General features: G+C 61.1%; 17 protein-coding genes. 4 read left to right on the top strand and 13 right to left on the bottom strand.

From position 1 onward, the window contains the following. On the bottom strand, positions 1 to 1,020 hold a 1,020-nt coding region (locus LD28_RS0113465), incomplete at its 3' end, for an aldehyde dehydrogenase family protein (RefSeq protein ID WP_033137474.1). 406 nt (positions 1,021 to 1,426) lie between these two features. Between LD28_RS0113465 and puuR the strand changes: the two genes are divergently transcribed. Together puuR and LD28_RS0113455 are read left to right on the top strand one after the other, a co-directional pair. Further along, a complete protein-coding gene (gene puuR / locus LD28_RS0113460; RefSeq protein ID WP_033137470.1) occupies positions 1,427 to 2,029 on the top strand; it encodes an HTH-type transcriptional regulator PuuR in 603 nt (200 codons plus the stop codon). Positions 2,030 to 2,074: 45 nt separating this feature from the next. Next, positions 2,075 to 3,352 (top strand): NAD(P)/FAD-dependent oxidoreductase, encoded by a 1,278-nt coding sequence (locus LD28_RS0113455; RefSeq protein WP_033137469.1) that lies wholly within the window; start codon positions 2,075 to 2,077, stop codon positions 3,350 to 3,352. Between the two features lie 125 nt (positions 3,353 to 3,477). On the opposite strand, the gene LD28_RS0113450 is transcribed toward LD28_RS0113455, so the two are convergent. The 6 genes from LD28_RS0113450 to LD28_RS0113435 form a co-directional block, all read right to left on the bottom strand. After that, positions 3,478 to 3,726: a DUF3297 family protein gene (locus LD28_RS0113450; protein ID WP_033137468.1), complete on the bottom strand. Its 249-nt coding sequence runs from the start codon at positions 3,724 to 3,726 to the stop codon at positions 3,478 to 3,480. A gap of 112 nt (positions 3,727 to 3,838) precedes the next feature. Then, positions 3,839 to 4,267 (bottom strand): N-acetyltransferase, encoded by a 429-nt coding sequence (locus tag LD28_RS0113445; protein ID WP_033137467.1) that lies wholly within the window; start codon positions 4,265 to 4,267, stop codon positions 3,839 to 3,841. 137 nt (positions 4,268 to 4,404) lie between these two features. Further along, the gene (locus LD28_RS22535; RefSeq protein WP_081959571.1) at positions 4,405 to 4,716 is read right to left on the bottom strand and encodes a putative quinol monooxygenase; all 312 of its coding nucleotides are present in this window, start codon (positions 4,714 to 4,716) and stop codon (positions 4,405 to 4,407) included. A gap of 145 nt (positions 4,717 to 4,861) precedes the next feature. Beyond that, complete coding sequence (locus tag LD28_RS22530) at positions 4,862 to 5,326, bottom strand: NUDIX hydrolase (protein WP_206538763.1); 465 nt, start codon at positions 5,324 to 5,326, stop codon at positions 4,862 to 4,864. A 317-nt stretch (positions 5,327 to 5,643) separates the two neighbouring features. Then, positions 5,644 to 7,029 carry an ATP-binding protein gene (locus LD28_RS0113440; RefSeq protein WP_033137466.1) on the bottom strand — a complete coding sequence of 462 codons (1,386 nt, stop codon included), beginning with the start codon at positions 7,027 to 7,029 and terminating at the stop codon, positions 5,644 to 5,646. Then, positions 7,029 to 7,703: a response regulator gene (locus LD28_RS0113435; protein WP_033137473.1), complete on the bottom strand. Its 675-nt coding sequence runs from the start codon at positions 7,701 to 7,703 to the stop codon at positions 7,029 to 7,031. Before LD28_RS0113435 ends, LD28_RS0113440 begins: the two co-directional genes overlap by 1 nt. A 211-nt stretch (positions 7,704 to 7,914) precedes the next feature. On the opposite strand from LD28_RS0113435, the gene LD28_RS0113430 reads away from it, so the two are divergent. Beyond that, positions 7,915 to 8,580: a bactofilin family protein gene (locus LD28_RS0113430; protein WP_033137465.1), complete on the top strand. Its 666-nt coding sequence runs from the start codon at positions 7,915 to 7,917 to the stop codon at positions 8,578 to 8,580. Positions 8,581 to 8,670: 90 nt separating this feature from the next. Here LD28_RS0113430 and LD28_RS0113425 read toward each other — a convergent pair whose 3' ends face one another. Beyond that, positions 8,671 to 9,219 (bottom strand): cytochrome b, encoded by a 549-nt coding sequence (locus LD28_RS0113425; RefSeq protein ID WP_033137464.1) that lies wholly within the window; start codon positions 9,217 to 9,219, stop codon positions 8,671 to 8,673. A gap of 322 nt (positions 9,220 to 9,541) precedes the next feature. Next, positions 9,542 to 10,246, bottom strand: coding sequence for a tRNA (N6-threonylcarbamoyladenosine(37)-N6)-methyltransferase TrmO (gene tsaA / locus LD28_RS0113420; protein WP_033137463.1), 705 nt, complete (start codon positions 10,244 to 10,246; stop codon positions 9,542 to 9,544). 212 nt (positions 10,247 to 10,458) lie between these two features. Between tsaA and LD28_RS0113415 the strand changes: the two genes are divergently transcribed. Then, on the top strand, positions 10,459 to 11,457 hold the full coding sequence (locus LD28_RS0113415; RefSeq protein WP_033137462.1) for an NAD-dependent epimerase/dehydratase family protein: 999 nt from the start codon (positions 10,459 to 10,461) through the stop codon (positions 11,455 to 11,457). A 158-nt stretch (positions 11,458 to 11,615) separates the two neighbouring features. Here the strand turns inward: LD28_RS0113415 and LD28_RS0113410 are convergent, their stop codons facing one another. The 4 genes from LD28_RS0113410 to cydD form a co-directional block, all read right to left on the bottom strand. Then, complete coding sequence (locus LD28_RS0113410) at positions 11,616 to 12,002, bottom strand: DUF488 domain-containing protein (RefSeq protein WP_033137461.1); 387 nt, start codon at positions 12,000 to 12,002, stop codon at positions 11,616 to 11,618. Positions 12,003 to 12,011: 9 nt separating this feature from the next. Then, the gene (gene rcsF / locus LD28_RS0113405; RefSeq protein ID WP_033137460.1) at positions 12,012 to 12,383 is read right to left on the bottom strand and encodes an Rcs stress response system protein RcsF; all 372 of its coding nucleotides are present in this window, start codon (positions 12,381 to 12,383) and stop codon (positions 12,012 to 12,014) included. 174 nt (positions 12,384 to 12,557) lie between these two features. Beyond that, on the bottom strand, positions 12,558 to 14,288 hold the full coding sequence (gene cydC / locus LD28_RS0113400) for a heme ABC transporter ATP-binding protein/permease CydC (protein WP_033137459.1): 1,731 nt from the start codon (positions 14,286 to 14,288) through the stop codon (positions 12,558 to 12,560). Continuing rightward, on the bottom strand, positions 14,281 to 16,050 hold the full coding sequence (gene cydD / locus LD28_RS0113395) for a heme ABC transporter permease/ATP-binding protein CydD (protein ID WP_033137458.1): 1,770 nt from the start codon (positions 16,048 to 16,050) through the stop codon (positions 14,281 to 14,283). The genes cydC and cydD overlap by 8 nt, the downstream gene beginning before the upstream one ends. Between the last annotated feature and the right edge of the window lie 129 nt (positions 16,051 to 16,179).

Genomic DNA, 16,179 nt, shown 5'->3' with positions numbered 1-16,179 from the left:
GGCGGCGGCGGGGTTGATCAGCGGGCCGATCTGGGTGCCCTCCGCCATGCCATCCCCCACCTTGAAGGCGCTGACGGCAGCGGTCAGCTTCTCGGCGAAGGCGTCGTAGACGCTGGCCTGCACCAGAATGCGGTTGGCGCAGACGCAGGTCTGCCCGGCGTTGCGGTATTTGGAGGCGAGCGCCCCGGCCACTGCGGCATCGAGGTCGGCGTCATCAAAGACGATAAAGGGGGCGTTGCCACCCAGCTCCAGCGACAGCTTCTTCATGGTGTCGGCGCACTGGCGCATCAGCAGCTTGCCGATGCGGGTGGAGCCGGTGAAGGAGAGCTTGCGTACCACCGGATTGCTGCACAGCTCGTTGCCCACCGCGCTCGCCTGATGGCTGGTGACGATATTGATGACACCGGCGGGGATGCCCGCCTGCTCGGCCAAGGCGGCCAGTGCCAGCGCGCAGAGCGGGGTCTCGGCAGCAGGCTTGATGACGATGGTGCAACCGGCGGCCAGCGCCGGGCCCGCCTTGCGGGTGATCATGGCAATGGGGAAGTTCCACGGGGTAATAGCGGCGACCACCCCGACCGGCTGTTTGATGGTGGCCAGACGGCGGTCGCCGCTAAAGCCCGGAATGGTGCGGCCATAGGCGCGCTTGCCCTCCTCGGCGAACCACTGGATAAAGCTGGCGCCGTAGGCCACCTCGCCCTTGGCCTCGGCCAGCGGCTTGCCCTGCTCGCAGGTCATGATGCGGGCCAGCTCGTCGCTGTGGGCGGTGATGGCGGTAAACCAGGCGTAGAGCTTGCTGCTGCGCTCCTTGGCGGTCAGTGCCGCCCAGGCGGGTTGCGCCGCGTGGGCGGCCGCGATGGCGCGGCGGGTATCCTCGGCATCCATGTCGGGCACCTGGGTAATGACGGCCCCGCTGGCGGGGTTGGTGACCTCGAAGGTGCGGCCGCTGGCGGCAGCGCACCACTCTCCATCTATATAGGCGCGGGATGTGATCAAGCTGGAGTCGGTGGTTGTTCCTGACATTGTTACTGACATAGCAAGCCTCGAGTGTGGGTCAGAGCAGCTGGTTGTCGGAGTGAACCGACCCTTCCTGCGCCGCTGCCGTATAAAATAATAAGCACAGGAAGACCATAATTTGAGCTGAAATGTTTTTCAAGTGTTAAATATATTTGAATTGTCGGTGTGCTGCGTGCTAGAAAATGGGCTGTGTAGCGCAGTTTACCCCGTCAAGATGGGATGTGTGATCGAGCGTGGGCAAAATGGGTGTGCAAAATAATGAACGGTTGCGTGGTGTAACATTGTGAACGGCAAGGGAAAGCTGGTCGGCTATTTTAACCAGCTGGGTGAACAGGCAGCGCGCTACCAGGCGTGCGCAGGAGGTGCTGATGATGCAAGGACGCAGAGATAGCGCAGCAAGAGGAGGCTTGCCATGAGCGGGCCACTGAGCAGGGAGAGCGTGGCCCGTGGGCCGAGTGCGGCAGACGTCGGGGCGCGCACCATGGGGGAGCGGCTGGCGGCGGTGCGCCATCAGCTGGGGCTCTCCCAGCGGCGGGCGGCCGAGCTGAGCGGCCTGACCCACGGCGCCATCTGCATGATCGAGCAGGACAAGGTGAGCCCCTCGGTCGCCTCCCTGCAAAAGCTGCTCACCATCTACGGCCTGCCGCTGTCGCGCTTCTTCGCCGAGGAGGAGAGCCGTACCCCGGAGGTGGTGATCAAGGCGGATCAGCTGATCGAGCTGGGCAGTCAGGGGGTCTCCCTCAAGTTGGTACACAACGGCAACAACCGCCGCCAGCTCGGCTTTATGCTGGAGACCTATCCCCCCGGCACCGACACCGGCGGTCAGGTGACCCATCAGGGGGAGGAGGTCGGCACCGTGCTGGAGGGATCTGTGACCCTGACGGTGGCAGGCCAGAGTTATCAGCTGGAGGCGGGCGACAGCTATGTGATCGACACCGGCGAGCCCCACAGCTTCAGCAATCCGTCGGGGCAGACCTGTCGCATCGTCAGCGCCCACACCCCGGCGAGCTTTTAATCCTGACAGTAGTTTGGCAACCGAACCGGTAAGGAAACAGGGATCATGACCGAACATGTAAACAGTTACTACGCAGCCAGCGCCAATAAACACGCGCCCTACCCGACATTGACCGAACAGCTGGAGTGCGACGTCTGCGTCATCGGGGCGGGTTATACCGGCCTCTCCAGCGCCCTGCATCTGGTGGAGAAGGGCTACAAGGTGGTGGTGCTGGAGGCAGCCCGGGTCGGCTTTGGCGCCAGCGGCCGCAACGGCGGTCAGATCGTCAACTCCTACAGCCGCGACATCGACACCATAGAAGCGAACTGCCCGCCGGATCAGGCCAGGCTGCTCGGTTCCATGCTGTTTGAGGGGGGCCAGATCATCCGCGAGCGGATCAAGCGCTACAACATCCAGTGCGATCTGCAGCAGGGGGGCGTCTTTGCCGCCGAGACCGAGAAGCAGCTGCACGAGCTCAAGGCGCAGCAGGCGCGCTGGCAGAAGTGGGGCAACGACCAGCTGGAGCTGCTCGATGCCAAGGGGGTACGGGAGGTGGTGGCGAGCGATCGCTACGTCGGCGCCCTGCTCGACAAGAGCGGCGGCCATATCCACCCCCTCAATCTGGCGTTGGGGGAGGCGGAAGCGATCCGCATGCAGGGGGGGCAGATCTTCGAACAGTCCGCCGTCACCAGCATCACCCCGGGCCAACCCGCACTGGTCAAGACCGCCAAAGGGGCGGTGAAGGCGCGCTTTATCGTGGTGGCGGGCAACGCCTACCTCGGCAATCTGGTGCCCGAGCTTGCCGCCAAGAGCATGCCTTGCGGCACCCAGGTGATTGCCACCGAAGTGCTGGGGGAGGAGCGGGCCCGCTCACTGTTGCCACAAAACTACTGTCTGGAGGATTGCAACTACCTGCTCGACTACTACCGCACCTCCGGCGATCACCGGCTGCTCTATGGCGGCGGCGTGGTCTATGGCGCGCGGGATCCGGCGGATATCGAGCGGCTGATCATCCCCAAGATGCTCAAGACCTTCCCGCAGCTGGCGGGGGTCAAGGTGGAGTACACCTGGACCGGCAACTTCCTGCTCACCCTGTCGCGGCTGCCGCAGTTTGGCCGTATCGGCCCCAACATCTACTACATGCAGGGCTACAGCGGTCACGGTGTCACCTGTACCCATCTGGCGGGCAAGCTGCTCTCCGAAGTGCTGAGCGGCCAGGCGGAGCGCTTCGACGCCTTTGCCAAACTGCCGCACTACCCCTTCCCGGGTGGCCGCCTGTTCCGTATCCCCTTCACCGCCGCCGGCGCCGCCTGGTACACCTTGCGTGACCGGTTGGGGGTATAAAGGGCAGCCCAGCAAGAGATGCGGGCTGGTGCTGGCAGCGATGCGAGCGCAGATGCCAGCACAAATATCAGAAACAACAAGGCCACCGCGAGGGTGGCCTTGTTTATCATGCAGCAGAGCGCTGTTTAGCTGTAGAAGGCTTCAACGGTGCCCTTGAGCTTGATCAGGATGGGCTGACCACGGCGATCCAGCGCTTTGGGGGAGGGGATCTTCACCCAACCTTCGCTGATGCAGTACTCCTCGACATCGGTGCGCTCTTTGCCGTTCAGGCGAATACCGATCGGGTGCTCGAAGCAGGCGGCCACATAGTGGGCGCTGCGGGGATTGCAGGAGAGGTGATCCGGCAGAGCCGGTTTGGTGCTGGTATCGCTCATCGATATAACTCGAAATGAATAAAAAGTGGGTCATTGTAGAGAATGCCGCCATGGCATTCAAGGCGGCCAAAAAACAGGCAAAGGCTGCCCGCCATCGCTATGGGCGACCCGCTTAATCCCGTTGCCAATGCATCACCAGCTCGGGGCGGCCGCTATGCTCGCACAACTGCTGTTCACCCTCTTTGAAACCGTTGCGGGAATAGAAGCGCCGCGCCTGCTCATTTTCGGCGTAGACCGTCAACTCGAGCCGGTCATATTGGGCCTTGAGGTGCTCGAGCAGTCGGCGACCCAGCCCGTGTGACTGCTGGTCAGGGGAGATAAACAGCGCTGCGATAGTCCCCTGATACCAGGAGATAAAGCCCAGCAGCTGACCCTCCTCCTCATAGACCCAGCTCTTGCTGGTGGGCAGGTAAATATCCCGCATCGCTGTCCGTTGCTCGCGCCAAAAGGCGGCGGGAATAAAGTCGTGGGCTTGCAGCGATGTCTGATACCAGAGCTCGACGGCGGCATCCAGATCTGTTGTTAAGAATGGGCGGATCATAGTGGCCTCAATCACAAAGAGTGGAAGTAACGCAGGCTCGATTAGCACTGCGTAATCGGCCATTCACGGACAAGAGATGAGTGACAGCCCATGGCTGGTATCTGTCTATGGTCTTGGCCAAACGGCAAGGCTGTGATTTATGCCATCCCTGTCGACGTCATGCCTGTTACCGTACTTTCTGTCACTGTATAAAAGCGCTCAACATTGATGGTTATTTTCCCCCAGCGGGAGGATGTGACTCTGGTCTGATGGGCTTGAAAGGCTGTCTCATCAACAAACTCTTCGTAGACATCAAATCGGCAGGGATTGAGAGCGTCTTGAGTCACCTTAAAGATCAGGCAGCCTGTTTCAGCGCGGGTGAGCTGGATATGGTTATCAAGATCATCCTTGACCGCAGTTAAATCGTTAGGAGGTACGATAATAAATCCTTTTAATATCACGCGGCTCATAAATCATCCTTAAATATAACTATCGTGCAATTTATATTGCATGACTTGGTTTGTGTTGGACTACTGCGAGTAGCCATAACCACGTTGGTTCAGAGCGCTGTAAAATACACGCTTTGAAACATCCTCGTTAACCATTTTGATGAAACTAGCCAAGCTGTATCTCAAGTCGCTCGCATAACTCCCATAACGCTATTTTATTTGAGTCATATTTAAGAAGATGGCTTGCCTCAAGAGCTCCGCACCAACGAAATTCACAATGTTCTGCTGATAACCGAGGATCACCAGTCACGTGTACAGCAAAGGAATGCTCTGGGATGACATAACGATGGTTTATCCAATGTTCATGGCCGGTGTAGTAGACCTTTGGCAACATGCACATAGAATCCAGCTGCTGCCAATTTTTCCCAACTAAAGATGTCTCTTCCAGTAATTCTCGCTGGGCAGCCTCGAGTAAAGACTCACCATCCTCACCGCCACCAGAAATAGCTTGCCATGCACCATTATCTTTTCTGCGCCCGAGTAGAAAACGCGTTTCAATATCTTCTTTTTTATATGGGATAATTAATACTTGAAAAGGCGCTCGCATTGAATAGCCTCCAAAATACAACATGTATCAACCGGGTGTTTTGGATATTTAAAGAAAGAGTTCGCTACCGCCCCCAAGTTTCAGCCCTTGGTTTGCTGCTTTTAACCCATGTTCTGCGGATAACCCCCTTATGACAGCGAAGGCTCATGGCGTGGCTCCGGGAGAGGCTTGTTGCCGCGTAACCATGATACCGATTGAAGCCGGTGGTGGAAGGGCCGGAGGGCGATAATCTGTGCCGGATCAATAAATTGAATCGTTCGAGGGGTAGCAACGGTAAGGCCCCCGATGTCGGGGGCCTTGTTATAGGAGGATGTTGGCGAGGCTGCGCAGGGCAATGCCGATCAGGGCAGCTCCAGGGTAAAGCGGGCGCCGCCGAGGGGGGATTCATCGACCCGGATCTGGCCGCCGTAGCTGTGGACGATCTCGGTCACCACCGCCAGACCGATGCCCTGGCCCGGTGAGCTGTCGGCCCGCACGCCGCGCTGGAAGATCTGCTCCGATTTGGCCGGATCGATACCGGGGCCATCATCTTCCACTTCGATGCGCAGCCGTTCGAGATGGCGGTGCACCGTCACCTTCACTTCGCTGATGGCAAACTTGCAGGCGTTGTCGAGCAGGTTGCCCATCAACTCCATCAGGTCGCCCTGTTCGCCGTGAAAGAGGGCGTCATCATCGAAGGTGAAGTGGGTTTGCAGCTTCTTGTGGCGATAGACCTTGGTCAGGCTGGCCAGCAGCTTTTCAATCAGCGGCACCGGCTCGGTGCCCTTGCTGGCAAGGCGCTGACGGCCGGTGACGGCGCGTCTGAGCTGGTACTGGATCATCTGATCCATGGTGAGGATCTGTTCGTTGATGTTGTCGTGCATATCCCGTCCCAGCTTGATCTCCTGGGTGGTCATCTGGATCAGCGCCAGCCGGGTTTTCAGGCTGTGGGCGAGATCGTTGAGGGCATGCTGGTAGCGCTGGGTCTGCTGGCGTTCGTTCTCCAGCAGCTGGTTGATGGAGTCGGTCAGCGGGGCCAGCTCCCGTTCAACATCGCTCGAGAGTGCATCGCGCTTGCCGGCCCGGATATCGTCGATCTGGTGGGCGATGGTGCGCAGGGAGCTGAGGCTCCAGAAGGTGGTGAGCAGCAGCAGTCCGGCCAGCAGCATATAGGCGAGCAGGGCCTGTCGGGCGGTCTGGTAGAGGTAGGCGCGGGACTCTGCGTGATAGCGTTTGGCCGAGTCGATCATCACCACGTAGTAGGCGGTGGTGCCACTGCCGGGATTGCGGATAAAGCGCAGGCTGTAGACGAAGTAGCTCTCGCCGTTCTTGATGGTGTGCTTCTTGAAGAAGTAGTCGAGATCCATCCCCCCCAGATACTTCATCAGGTCGCGGCAGATGGTCTGTTTGGCCTTGATCACCTCCGGCATATGGAGGCTCGACCAGACCAGTTCGCCATCGGCGCGGCAGATCAGGGTATCGAGGTTGCGATCGCCGGCCTTGCGGGACATGCGCCCCAGCTCGACGGTGGGCCCCTTGTCATCCGGCTCGGTGGAGGAGAAGAGTTTGGCCAGATTCTCCTGCATCCGGGCGCTGGCTTTCTGGCTCTGCTCCTCGACGTGGCCGAGGTAGAGGGCGTAGACGGCAAAGCCCATGATCAGCGCGATGACCAGCAGCGAGCTGAGCAGCAGTTTGATGTGCAGGGAGCGGCGGATCATCTTGATGGGTCTCGGCAGATGAAACTGCATCAGTTACACGAGAGGTTGAAGATGTAGCCCTGACGCCGAATGGTGGAGATGGGTTGAATCGTCCCTTCCGGATCCAGCTTCTTGCGCAGGCGGCTCACCATCACCTCGATGGTGTTGGGGTCCCCTTCGCCGTCGCCGTAGAGCTGGTCGAGCAGTTGCTGCTTGGAGACCACCTGACGGGCATTGCGCATCAGGTACTCCAGAATGAGGTATTCAAAGCTGGTGAGCACCGCCACTTCTCCGGCGATGGTCAGCTCCTTGCGGGAGAGATCCAGCTCGTAATCACCCGCCTTCACTCTGGGCGAGATAAAGCCGGCACTGCGGCGCACCAGCGCATTGAGGCGGGCCAGCAGCTCATCTTTCTGGAACGGTTTGACCAGATAGTCATCTGCCCCCGCTTCCAGCCCTTCGACCTTGTCCTGCCAGTTGCCACGGGCGGTCAGCACAATGATGGGGAAGGGGATCTGCCGTTCGCGCAGTTGGCGGATCAGTTGCAGGCCATCCATATCGGGCAGGCCAAGATCGATGATCGCCACATCAATGGGGTAGTCGGCGGCGTAGTGCAGTGCAATCCCGGCCTTGTCAGTACTGTAGACCTGATTGTCGGCTTCGGTCAGCAGGGAGGAGAGGTGGTGATTGAGCAGCTTGTCGTCTTCGACCAACAGAATTTTCATGATGTGAACGGTCATAGGGATCCAGGCTGTCAATTAGAAAGTGTATGTCGCTTCGAGTCAATTCGAATCCTATCTTGCCACTCCTGTATCGGGACTGAATCACCGGGACTTCAGAGTTTGCTGCAACTGGTCGTTTAACTAGTGTCCGATGTTGTCGATGGCATGTTGGCCTGATCCTGTGGGGCGGCCATGCTGCGAAAGGTTTGATGTGATGAGAGAGATGGCCGGGAGGTTGCTGGCGCGACTGCAACAGCGAGAGCGTAGCGACTTCCTCTATATTGTCTGGCTCTGCTGGGGGGCAGCCTTGCTGCTCTACGTGTTGGGGTCACCCTGTTTTCTGTGGCCAGTGGCGCCGATGTCGCTGGTTCTGCTTGTGTTGTTGGTGGAGAGAGTCCGGATGTTTGGAAGAAAAAATGGTGGTGCGGCTACCGCATCGGCTGGGGCCACAGTGGTTGCCGCCGGAGCCCGCTTCAAGGGTGAGTTGCAGGTCGATGGGGATCTGGAGGTGCGCGGTCACTTCGATGGCACCATCCAGCTCACCGGCGGTGTGCTGCGCATCATGGCGGGGGGCAGTGTCGAGGGTGACGTGAGTGCGCCTCATGTGATCATCAATGGCCTGCTGGAGGGGACGTGCACCTCCGCCGAGGTGGAGATCCTGGAGAGCGGCAAGATGCAGGGGAGCTTCAAGGGGGGCAGCCTCTCCATCTGCAAGGGGGGCAACTTTGTCGGTCAGTCCCAGCCAACACTGGCAGGCAAGGCCGATCCCGTGTTGCAAGCCTTGTCAGAGGTCAAGCAGCCGGAGAACAGGAGCAATGTGAAGAAGCTGCCGCAGGAGCCCAAGGGCAAGTTGGCCGAGGAGCTGGCCAAGCAGGCGTAATTTTGGGTGCCAGACGTAAGATAGGGTTGCAAGCTGTTCAGCGATCAAGAGGGGGCCAGGATGGCCCCCTCTGTTTTTCCCTGTTACCGGTTAGCTGCGGCGCGGCGGCAGCATATTGGTGAGGGTGTTGTCTTTCAGCACATGGTGGTGGAAGAGCGCGGCCACCGTGTGCAGGGCGATCAGGGCATAACCGATATTGCCCAGCGTCTCGTGCACCTCCTTGATCAGCCCCTTGAGATCCGGGTTGGGGGAGAGCAGGGCTGGCAGCTCGAGCCCGAAGAAGGGAATGGGCTTGCCCCCGGCGCTCAGCAGCAGCCAGCCAAACAGCGGGGTGAGAATGAGAAAACCGTAGAGGGCGATATGGGCGAGGTGGGCCAGTTTGTGCATCAGGGGCGATAGCTCGGGCACGATACGGGGCGTCGGGCTCATCCAGCGCAGTGCCAGTCTGATAAACACCAGGGCGAAGATGAGCAGCCCCAGCATAAAGTGCCACTCCTTCATCAGATCCCGGCCCGGGTCGCCTTTGGGGAAGATATCGCGAAATTCGATCAGGGCGTAGACGGCGATCATGGCCCACAGGGTCAGCCAGTGCAGCCCGAGACTGAGGGTGCCGTAGCGTTGTTCACTGTTCATCAGCATAGGTTTGTTCCTTCAGATAAGTGGTCACATCCGTGTGGCATCCCCCGCGTAACGAGAAGGGCGGGGCGAAGCCAGATCCATTGGCGCGACAGCCGGGCTGTCACAGTTGCCATTACTCGGCAGCATACCGCTGGTGTCAGTCAGAGCAGGGAGCCTCTCTCCTTGCACCTGATACTGAAGCCAAAGGGTACCACCAGTGGCAGGGGAGATTGGCTGATCAATGCCACACAATTTACAGGTTCATTAAACTCGCGGTGGCGTGAAGCCGTTGTGAAAAATGGTTCATCAGCGACCGAGAGTGCCCTTTCGCGGGAATGAAGGATCAGGCGGGCTCGATGGCCAGCACCAGACACGCTGGTTCGCTGATGCGAAAACGGACATTGCAGTCAAATAGCCGTACCCCGTACTCCTTCTCATCCGGCTTGCCCTTCTTGTAGGCGGGGCGCGGATCTTGTGCCAGCACTTCGCTCACCAGCTGGCGCAGCTCGGGATGGGCCTTGAGCCAGGGTTGCAGCTGCTGCTCGGCCTCGGCACTGAAACTCACCGCCAGCGGCGGGGTGGGGGCGTCGGGGGCAAAGCCGCCGAGGGCATCCGGCAGGCTGTCGGCATAGGGGATATAGGGCTTGATATCGACGATGGGGGTGCCATCGAGCAGATCCACCGCCCCCAGCTCCAGCCACAGTTTGCCCCGCTCACGGCCGACCCCGTGCAGCTCGACCACCGAGAGGCCGAGGGGATTGGGGCGGAAGGTGGAGCGAGTGGCAAAGACGCCGACCCGCTCGTTGCCGCCAAGGCGCGGCGGGCGCACCGTCGGGTGCCAGCCCTGCGCCATGGTCTGGTGAAAGACGAAGCTGAGCCACAGATGGGAGAACTGCTCGATGCCGCGCAGCACATCCGGCTGATCGTAAGGGGGGAGCAGCTCGAGGCGGGCGCGGGACGATTTGACCAGACCGGGCTGGCGGGGGATGGCGAACTTCTCCTTGTAGGGAGAGCGGATGATCCCGAGGGTGTCGATTTCGAACTTCATGGCGGATCCTGACTGAAAACCCCGGCAATTTAGCACAGGCGGCCCCAAAACGCAGGTTTGGCCTCAATATGCCCATTTCTGCGGCGCTGCCGTGATCCCTGTCCCATCCCGGCCAGTCGGGGGCTGTGCCCGCGCGCCAAGTTGCGTAGGGTGGAGGCAATTGGCGTGTCAGGATGAAATGTGCGCACTCGCGCCGAAGGGGAGGGAGAGGGATGAAACTGCTGATTATCGGTGGCACCGGCTTTTTGGGGCGCCACCTCACCGCGCTGGCGCTGGATTGGGGCCATGAAGTAACCCTGTTCAACCGCGGCCTGCACCAGCATCCGGACTGGCGAGATCTGGTGCAGCTCACCGGCGACCGGGACAAGAGCCTGAGCGCCCTGCAAGGGGCCGGGTTGCAGTGGGATCTTGTCATCGACACCTGCTGCTATCGCCCCGAGCAGGCGGTGAGCCTCTCGGCGGCCTTGCTCGGGCGCTGCGCACGGCTCATCTTTATCTCCACCATCAGCGTCTATCGCGATTTCTCAATGCCCGGGATGAATGAGTCGGCGCCGCTTCATGCTATCCCCGAAGGGGAAATGCCCACTGACTATGGCCCCCTCAAGGTGTTGTGCGAGCTGGAGTATCGAGCCCGCTGGGGCGAGCGGCTCTGCATCCTGCGCCCGGGCGTGCTGTGCGGCCCCCATGATCCTACCGGGCGCATGGCTTGGTGGATTAAGCGGGTGCAGCAGGGCGGGCCCTGGTTGCTGCCGGGCAGTGGCGAGGATCGCTTGCAGTATCTCGATGTGCGCGACTGTGCCGAGTTTGTGTTGCGGGCCGCCGAGCAGCAGTTGGGGGGCACATTCAACTTGCTCAAGCCCGGCATTACCCTCTGCGACTGGCTGGAGCGGCTGAGCGCCCGGTTGCAGCCCGCCCGCTCCATCCAGCCCGAGTGGTTGCCCTGGTCGGCCCTGATGGCGGCCGGAATCGAGCCCTGGCAGAGCTATCCCACCCTGCTGCCCTGCGCACAGGCGGAGTTTGCCGGTTACGGCTCGCTCAGCGCCGAAGCTGCCATTGTTAAGGGCTTGAACTTCCGGCCGCTGGAGGAGACCGCCGCCGATCTTGCCCATTGGCTGGCCATCGCGCCTGCCGCCGGGGTGGCGGAACATGCCATGACTCAGGCACAGGAGACTTCGCTGCGGCAGCAGTTGCTGGAGCCCAGTCTGCAATAGGAGAGGTGCATCGAGCCGCTGCTGCGGAAAATTGCTGCGCTAGCGCGAACACAACTAGAGAGGGCATCCCGCAGGATGCCCTCTCTGTCTATTCATACCTGATGGCTACCGAAGATCGGTTGACGAGATTCCCCATGGTGCCGTCTTCGCTCGCCGTCCTAACGAATGGCGGCGCCTGCGGCTACCAGCAGCTCTTTCAAAATGGCGCGATGGCAGTGGGACTCCTGCTCGCAGTAGCAACCCACCGACAGATTGGTGGTGTGGGAGAGGGCGGCCAGCAGCGCCAGATCGTGCCTGGCGGCAGGTTGCGCCATCTCGGTCTTGTACTGCTTGCCAAACGCCGCCCACTGAGCCGGTGTCTCGGCTGCCTGCCCCAGCTTCATGGTCTCGCTGCTGGGGGCGAGGTTGGGAAACCAGACATCGTACCAATGCTGGCTGGCAAATTCGCTCTTGGGTACGCCGCGGGGCGGGCGGCGCACCGTGCCGATCCGCAGCCCCTCATCGGGCAGGCGCGGGCTGCCAAGGCGAACGATAGCGAGGGCCATGACAGTGGGTTACTTCTCTTCGGCCACTTTCAGCGCCTGCCCGTAGCAGATCACCTGTTTCAGGCAGCCCGGGGTGTCGCTGAACTCGGCGCACTTGTCGATGGTGACGCCGTTGCCACCCATGTCGGCCGCGCGGCGGCGAGCCAGGGTGCGCGCTTCACCGGCGTTGGGCACCGGCTGGTTGGCATCGGCCTGGCAGGATTCACCCTCGATGGTGCCGAGGTAGAGGTAGTTGAGGTTGGCCAGCTCATCCTGTTCGTAGATGCGCACGCTACCGGGTTTGAAATATTCGTCGAAGTTCTCTTTATCCAGATTGCTGTTGAAGGCGTAGTTGGCACAGCCGGAGGCAATCAGGGGCATCATCAGGATCAGGCGTTTCATCGTCTCGTATCTTGTGTCGGTGATGAGGACAGTAGAAATGCGCAGGCGCTCCATGTCGGCATCTTGTTGAATAATGAGGGGGACATTATAGGGGCCAGCCGCCTGCGGCGACCAGCCCCGTTTTGCGCCCGGTTGTCAGGGTGTGACCCCCATCAGCCTGATATCAGGCTGATATCAAACCGGAGCCAGCCGCTGATAGAGGCTGCGGTAGTAATCATCCGTAAGCAGCTCGTGGTGAGGGGCGCAGAGGCGGATCTGCCCCTCTTCCATCAGGGCAATCCGGTCCATCTGCTCCATCCCCAGCAAGCGGTGGGAGATGAGCAGCAAGGTGCGATCTGCCCCCAGCTTGAACAGCAGATCCATGATCTCCCGCTCGGTCTGGCTGTCGAGCCCTTCGGTCGGTTCGTCCAGCAGCCAGAGCGGCGCATCGTGCAGCAGGGCGCGAGCAATGCCGATACGGCGACGTTCGCCACCGGAGAGGGGGCGGCCGCCGTCACCCAGCCAGGCATCGAGGCCCGCCTCATCTTCCAGCAGATTGGCCAGCCCGACCTGGGTCAGCACCGCAATCAGCTGTTCGTCAGTGGCGGTCGGGGCGGCCAGCTTGAGGTTGCCCCGCAGGGTATCGGCAAACAGATGCACCCGCTGGCTCACTACCGAGATGGAGGCGCGCAGCGCCCCTTCGCTGTAGTCGGTGAGCGGCTTGCCATCCAGCAGGATCTTGCCCGCCTGCGGGCTCCACTCCCGGGTCAGTAGCCCCATCAGGGTCGATTTGCCGCAGCCGGTCTGGCCCAGCAGCGCCAGCTTTTCCCCAGCGTGCAGTTGCAGGGTGCAGCCACGCAGCACCGGCTGGGGGTTGCCGGGGTAGCCAAAATAGAGGTCATTGATCTGCAGCGCGCCAGCGGTGGTGTGGGTCTGCTCGTCGCCCCACACGGGGGCTTTTGCCTCTTGCAGGATCTCGTTCAGGCGGCGTGCCGAGGTGAGGCTGGTGGAGAGGTGCTGGAAAGCCCCCGCCAGCGGCATCAGTGCCTCGAAGCTTGCCAGGGTGGCAAAGACCATCAGTGCGGTAATGGGGTCGGGCGCAGCACCCGCTACCCCATGACCGGTCAGCCAGAGCATCAGGGTCAGGGTCCAGCCGCTCAGCAGTTGCACCGAGAAGTTGGCCAGCCCGCTCACCTTGGCCATGCGGGCCTGTGCGGTTAGCAGCGCCTGCTCGGCCTGTTGCAGCTCAACCAGCGCCTTGGGGGCGGCGGCAAACATCTGCAGCTCGGCCTGACCATCCAGATAGTCCACCATCCGGGTGCGGAGGGTCGATTTTTCGGCAATCAGCGCCTGACCGGGGCGACGGCCGAGGAAGTAGAACACCAGCGGCAGGGCGATCATGCCAAACAGCAGAATGGCACCCAGGGTAAGGGCGAGGCGACTGTCGAAAAACGACAGGAAGAAGACCAGTCCGGCAGTGCTGAGCAGGGCCGCGCCGATGGGGGTGATCAGCCGCAGGTAGACGTGGTCCATCGCATCGATGTCGGCCACCAGCCGGTTGAGCAGATCCGCCTGACGGAAACCGGCCAGGGTACCGGTGGAGAGCGGCGAGAGTTTCTGCCAGAACCAGACCCGCAACCGGGTCAGCACCCGGAAGGTGGCATCGTGGCTCACCACCCGCTCACCCCAGCGACCGGCGGTGCGGACGATGGAAAAGAAGCGTACCCCGCCTGCGGGGGTCATGTAGTTGAAGCTGTCGCGGCTGGCGACCGCCATCCCCGCGACGGCGGCGGCGGAGAGGAACCAGCCGGAGAGCGATAGCAGCCCCATGCCGGCTACCAGAGTCACCAGCGCCAGCAGCAGACCGAGGGAGAGGCTGAGCCAGTGTTGGCGGTAGAGGCGCAGAAATGGCAACAGATCACTCATCGAGAGAACCTCCGGAACGTTGGGAGAGCAGACGGGCAAAAGGCCCCTGCCCAGAACTAAGTTGCTGGAAGCTGCCTTGCTCCACCAGTTGGCCGCGCGCCAGCACCAGGATCTTGTCCATCTTGGTAAGCTGGTCGAGGCGGTGGGTGATCATCAGCAGGGTCTGGCCAGCCATCACCTGCTCAAGGGTGGTCATGATGGCGCGCTCGGAGTGGCGATCCAGACTGGCGGTCGGTTCGTCCAGCACCATCAGTTGGGTCGATTTGAGCAGGGTGCGCGCCAGTGCGAGGCGCTGGGCCTGACCGACCGAGAGGCCGCCCGCCTGATCGCCAACCGGATAGTCGAGCCCCTTCTCCATGGCAAATTCCCACGCCTGCGCCCGTTTCAGGGCATCTTCCAGCTCGGCATCGCTGGCCGTTGGCTTGGCCAGCAGCAGGTTGTCGCGCAAGGAGGCGTGGAACAGCTGCGGGTTTTGCGAGAGCCAGCCCAGCTGCAGGCGCCACTGGGTCATGTCGAGGGTGGCGAGCTCCTGCCCGTTCACCTTGAGCTCGCCGCGATAGGGGGCAAAGCCGAGCAGGGCGTTGACCAGCGAGCTCTTGCCTGCGCCGCTGACGCCGATAAGGGCGGTGCGCGAACCGGCTTCCAGGGTGAAATCGATCGGGCCGACCAGCACCTTGCCTTCGGCGCTCAGCACTTCAAGACCTCTGGCCTCTACCTTGACCGGGCTGTCGGCATGGAAGGGGACCGTGCCAGCGGCAGGTTCGCTCACCTCGGCTTCGAGGAACTCCAGCAGCTGCTCGGCAGCGCCGATGGCCTGCGCCTTGGCGTGGTAGTGGGCACCCAGTTCCCGCAGCGGGGCGTAGAACTCGGGGGCGAGAAACAGCACGAACAGACCGGTAAAGAGGGTGACCTTGCCGCCATAATGGCCAAAGTTGAGGTGATCGATATAGGAGAAGCCGAAGTAGACGGCAACCAGCGCCACCGAGATGGCGGCGAAGAACTCCAGCACGGCGGTGCTCAAAAATGCCAGGCGCAGCACCTCCATGGTGCGCTCGCGAAAATCTTCCGAGGCGTCGCGGATGGCGTCACCTTCCGCCTGGGTACGCATAAAGAGTTGCAGCGTGCGCAGCCCTTTCAGGCGATCGAGGAAGTGACCGGAGAGACGAGCCAGCGCCTGGAAGTTGCGGCGGTTGGCATCGGCGGCGCCGACACCGACCAGGATCATAAAGATGGGGATGAGGGGTGCTGTACCCAGCAGGATCAGGCCCGCCGCCCAGTTGACCGGGAACACGGCCACCAGAATAACCACTGGAATAAAAACGGCGATAGCCATCTGCGGCAGATAGCGGGAGAAGAAATCCTGCATGTTTTCAATCTGTTCCAGCAACAGACTGGCCCAGCTACCGGCCGGGCGGCGCTGGATATAGGCGGGGCCAAGACGGCTTAAGCGAGTGAGCACCAACTGGCGGATGGTCTGGCGCACCGCGCTGCCCGCCTTGAAACTGGCCACTTCGCGGCCATAGGCCAGCGCGGCCTTGCCAAGCGTCACCAGCAGCAGGGTAATAAAGAGTGTGATGGATTGTTCAGGGGTAGAGCCTTCGATGATGAAGCCGTGCAACAGGGTTGCCAGCAGCCAGGCTTGCGCCACCATAAGAATGCCCTGGCCAAGGCCAAAAGCGATGGATATCGTGATCCAGCGGCGACCGTGACTCGATTGCTTGCGCAACCAGCCATAGAGACGTTTTTGTGTTTTTTTATCCATTACCACCATCCTCGCGTCGAGTGGCGCAAGACTATCCTTGCCGTTTGGCCTTGGCAACCTTGTAAATTATCTGTGTTGAAAATGTTTGATGGAAAAAGCAACCGACTGCTCAATCCTTGTCCGAACAGA

Source organism: Aeromonas finlandensis (assembly GCF_000764645.1).
Classification (GTDB): Bacteria; Pseudomonadota; Gammaproteobacteria; order Enterobacterales; family Aeromonadaceae; genus Aeromonas; species Aeromonas finlandensis.
The sequence above is the reverse complement of the archived record's forward strand: the minus strand, read 5'-3'. Positions and strand labels throughout refer to the sequence as shown.

Bases quoted from the DNA above. Each gene is read 5' to 3' on its own strand.
- puuR (WP_033137470.1), top strand. From the start codon at position 1,427: ATGAGCGGGCCACTGAGCAGGGAGAGCGTGGCCCGTGGGCCGAGTGCG.
- LD28_RS0113455 (WP_033137469.1), top strand. From the start codon at position 2,075: ATGACCGAACATGTAAACAGTTACTACGCAGCCAGCGCCAATAAACAC.
- LD28_RS0113450 (WP_033137468.1), bottom strand. From the start codon at position 3,726: ATGAGCGATACCAGCACCAAACCGGCTCTGCCGGATCACCTCTCCTGC.
- LD28_RS0113445 (WP_033137467.1), bottom strand. From the start codon at position 4,267: ATGATCCGCCCATTCTTAACAACAGATCTGGATGCCGCCGTCGAGCTC.
- LD28_RS22535 (WP_081959571.1), bottom strand. From the start codon at position 4,716: ATGAGCCGCGTGATATTAAAAGGATTTATTATCGTACCTCCTAACGAT.
- LD28_RS22530 (WP_206538763.1), bottom strand. From the start codon at position 5,326: ATGTTGTATTTTGGAGGCTATTCAATGCGAGCGCCTTTTCAAGTATTA.
- LD28_RS0113440 (WP_033137466.1), bottom strand. From the start codon at position 7,029: ATGCAGTTTCATCTGCCGAGACCCATCAAGATGATCCGCCGCTCCCTG.
- LD28_RS0113435 (WP_033137473.1), bottom strand. From the start codon at position 7,703: ATGAAAATTCTGTTGGTCGAAGACGACAAGCTGCTCAATCACCACCTC.
- LD28_RS0113430 (WP_033137465.1), top strand. From the start codon at position 7,915: ATGAGAGAGATGGCCGGGAGGTTGCTGGCGCGACTGCAACAGCGAGAG.
- LD28_RS0113425 (WP_033137464.1), bottom strand. From the start codon at position 9,219: ATGCTGATGAACAGTGAACAACGCTACGGCACCCTCAGTCTCGGGCTG.
- tsaA (WP_033137463.1), bottom strand. From the start codon at position 10,246: ATGAAGTTCGAAATCGACACCCTCGGGATCATCCGCTCTCCCTACAAG.
- LD28_RS0113415 (WP_033137462.1), top strand. From the start codon at position 10,459: ATGAAACTGCTGATTATCGGTGGCACCGGCTTTTTGGGGCGCCACCTC.
- LD28_RS0113410 (WP_033137461.1), bottom strand. From the start codon at position 12,002: ATGGCCCTCGCTATCGTTCGCCTTGGCAGCCCGCGCCTGCCCGATGAG.
- rcsF (WP_033137460.1), bottom strand. From the start codon at position 12,383: ATGAAACGCCTGATCCTGATGATGCCCCTGATTGCCTCCGGCTGTGCC.
- cydC (WP_033137459.1), bottom strand. From the start codon at position 14,288: ATGAGTGATCTGTTGCCATTTCTGCGCCTCTACCGCCAACACTGGCTC.
- cydD (WP_033137458.1), bottom strand. From the start codon at position 16,050: ATGGATAAAAAAACACAAAAACGTCTCTATGGCTGGTTGCGCAAGCAA.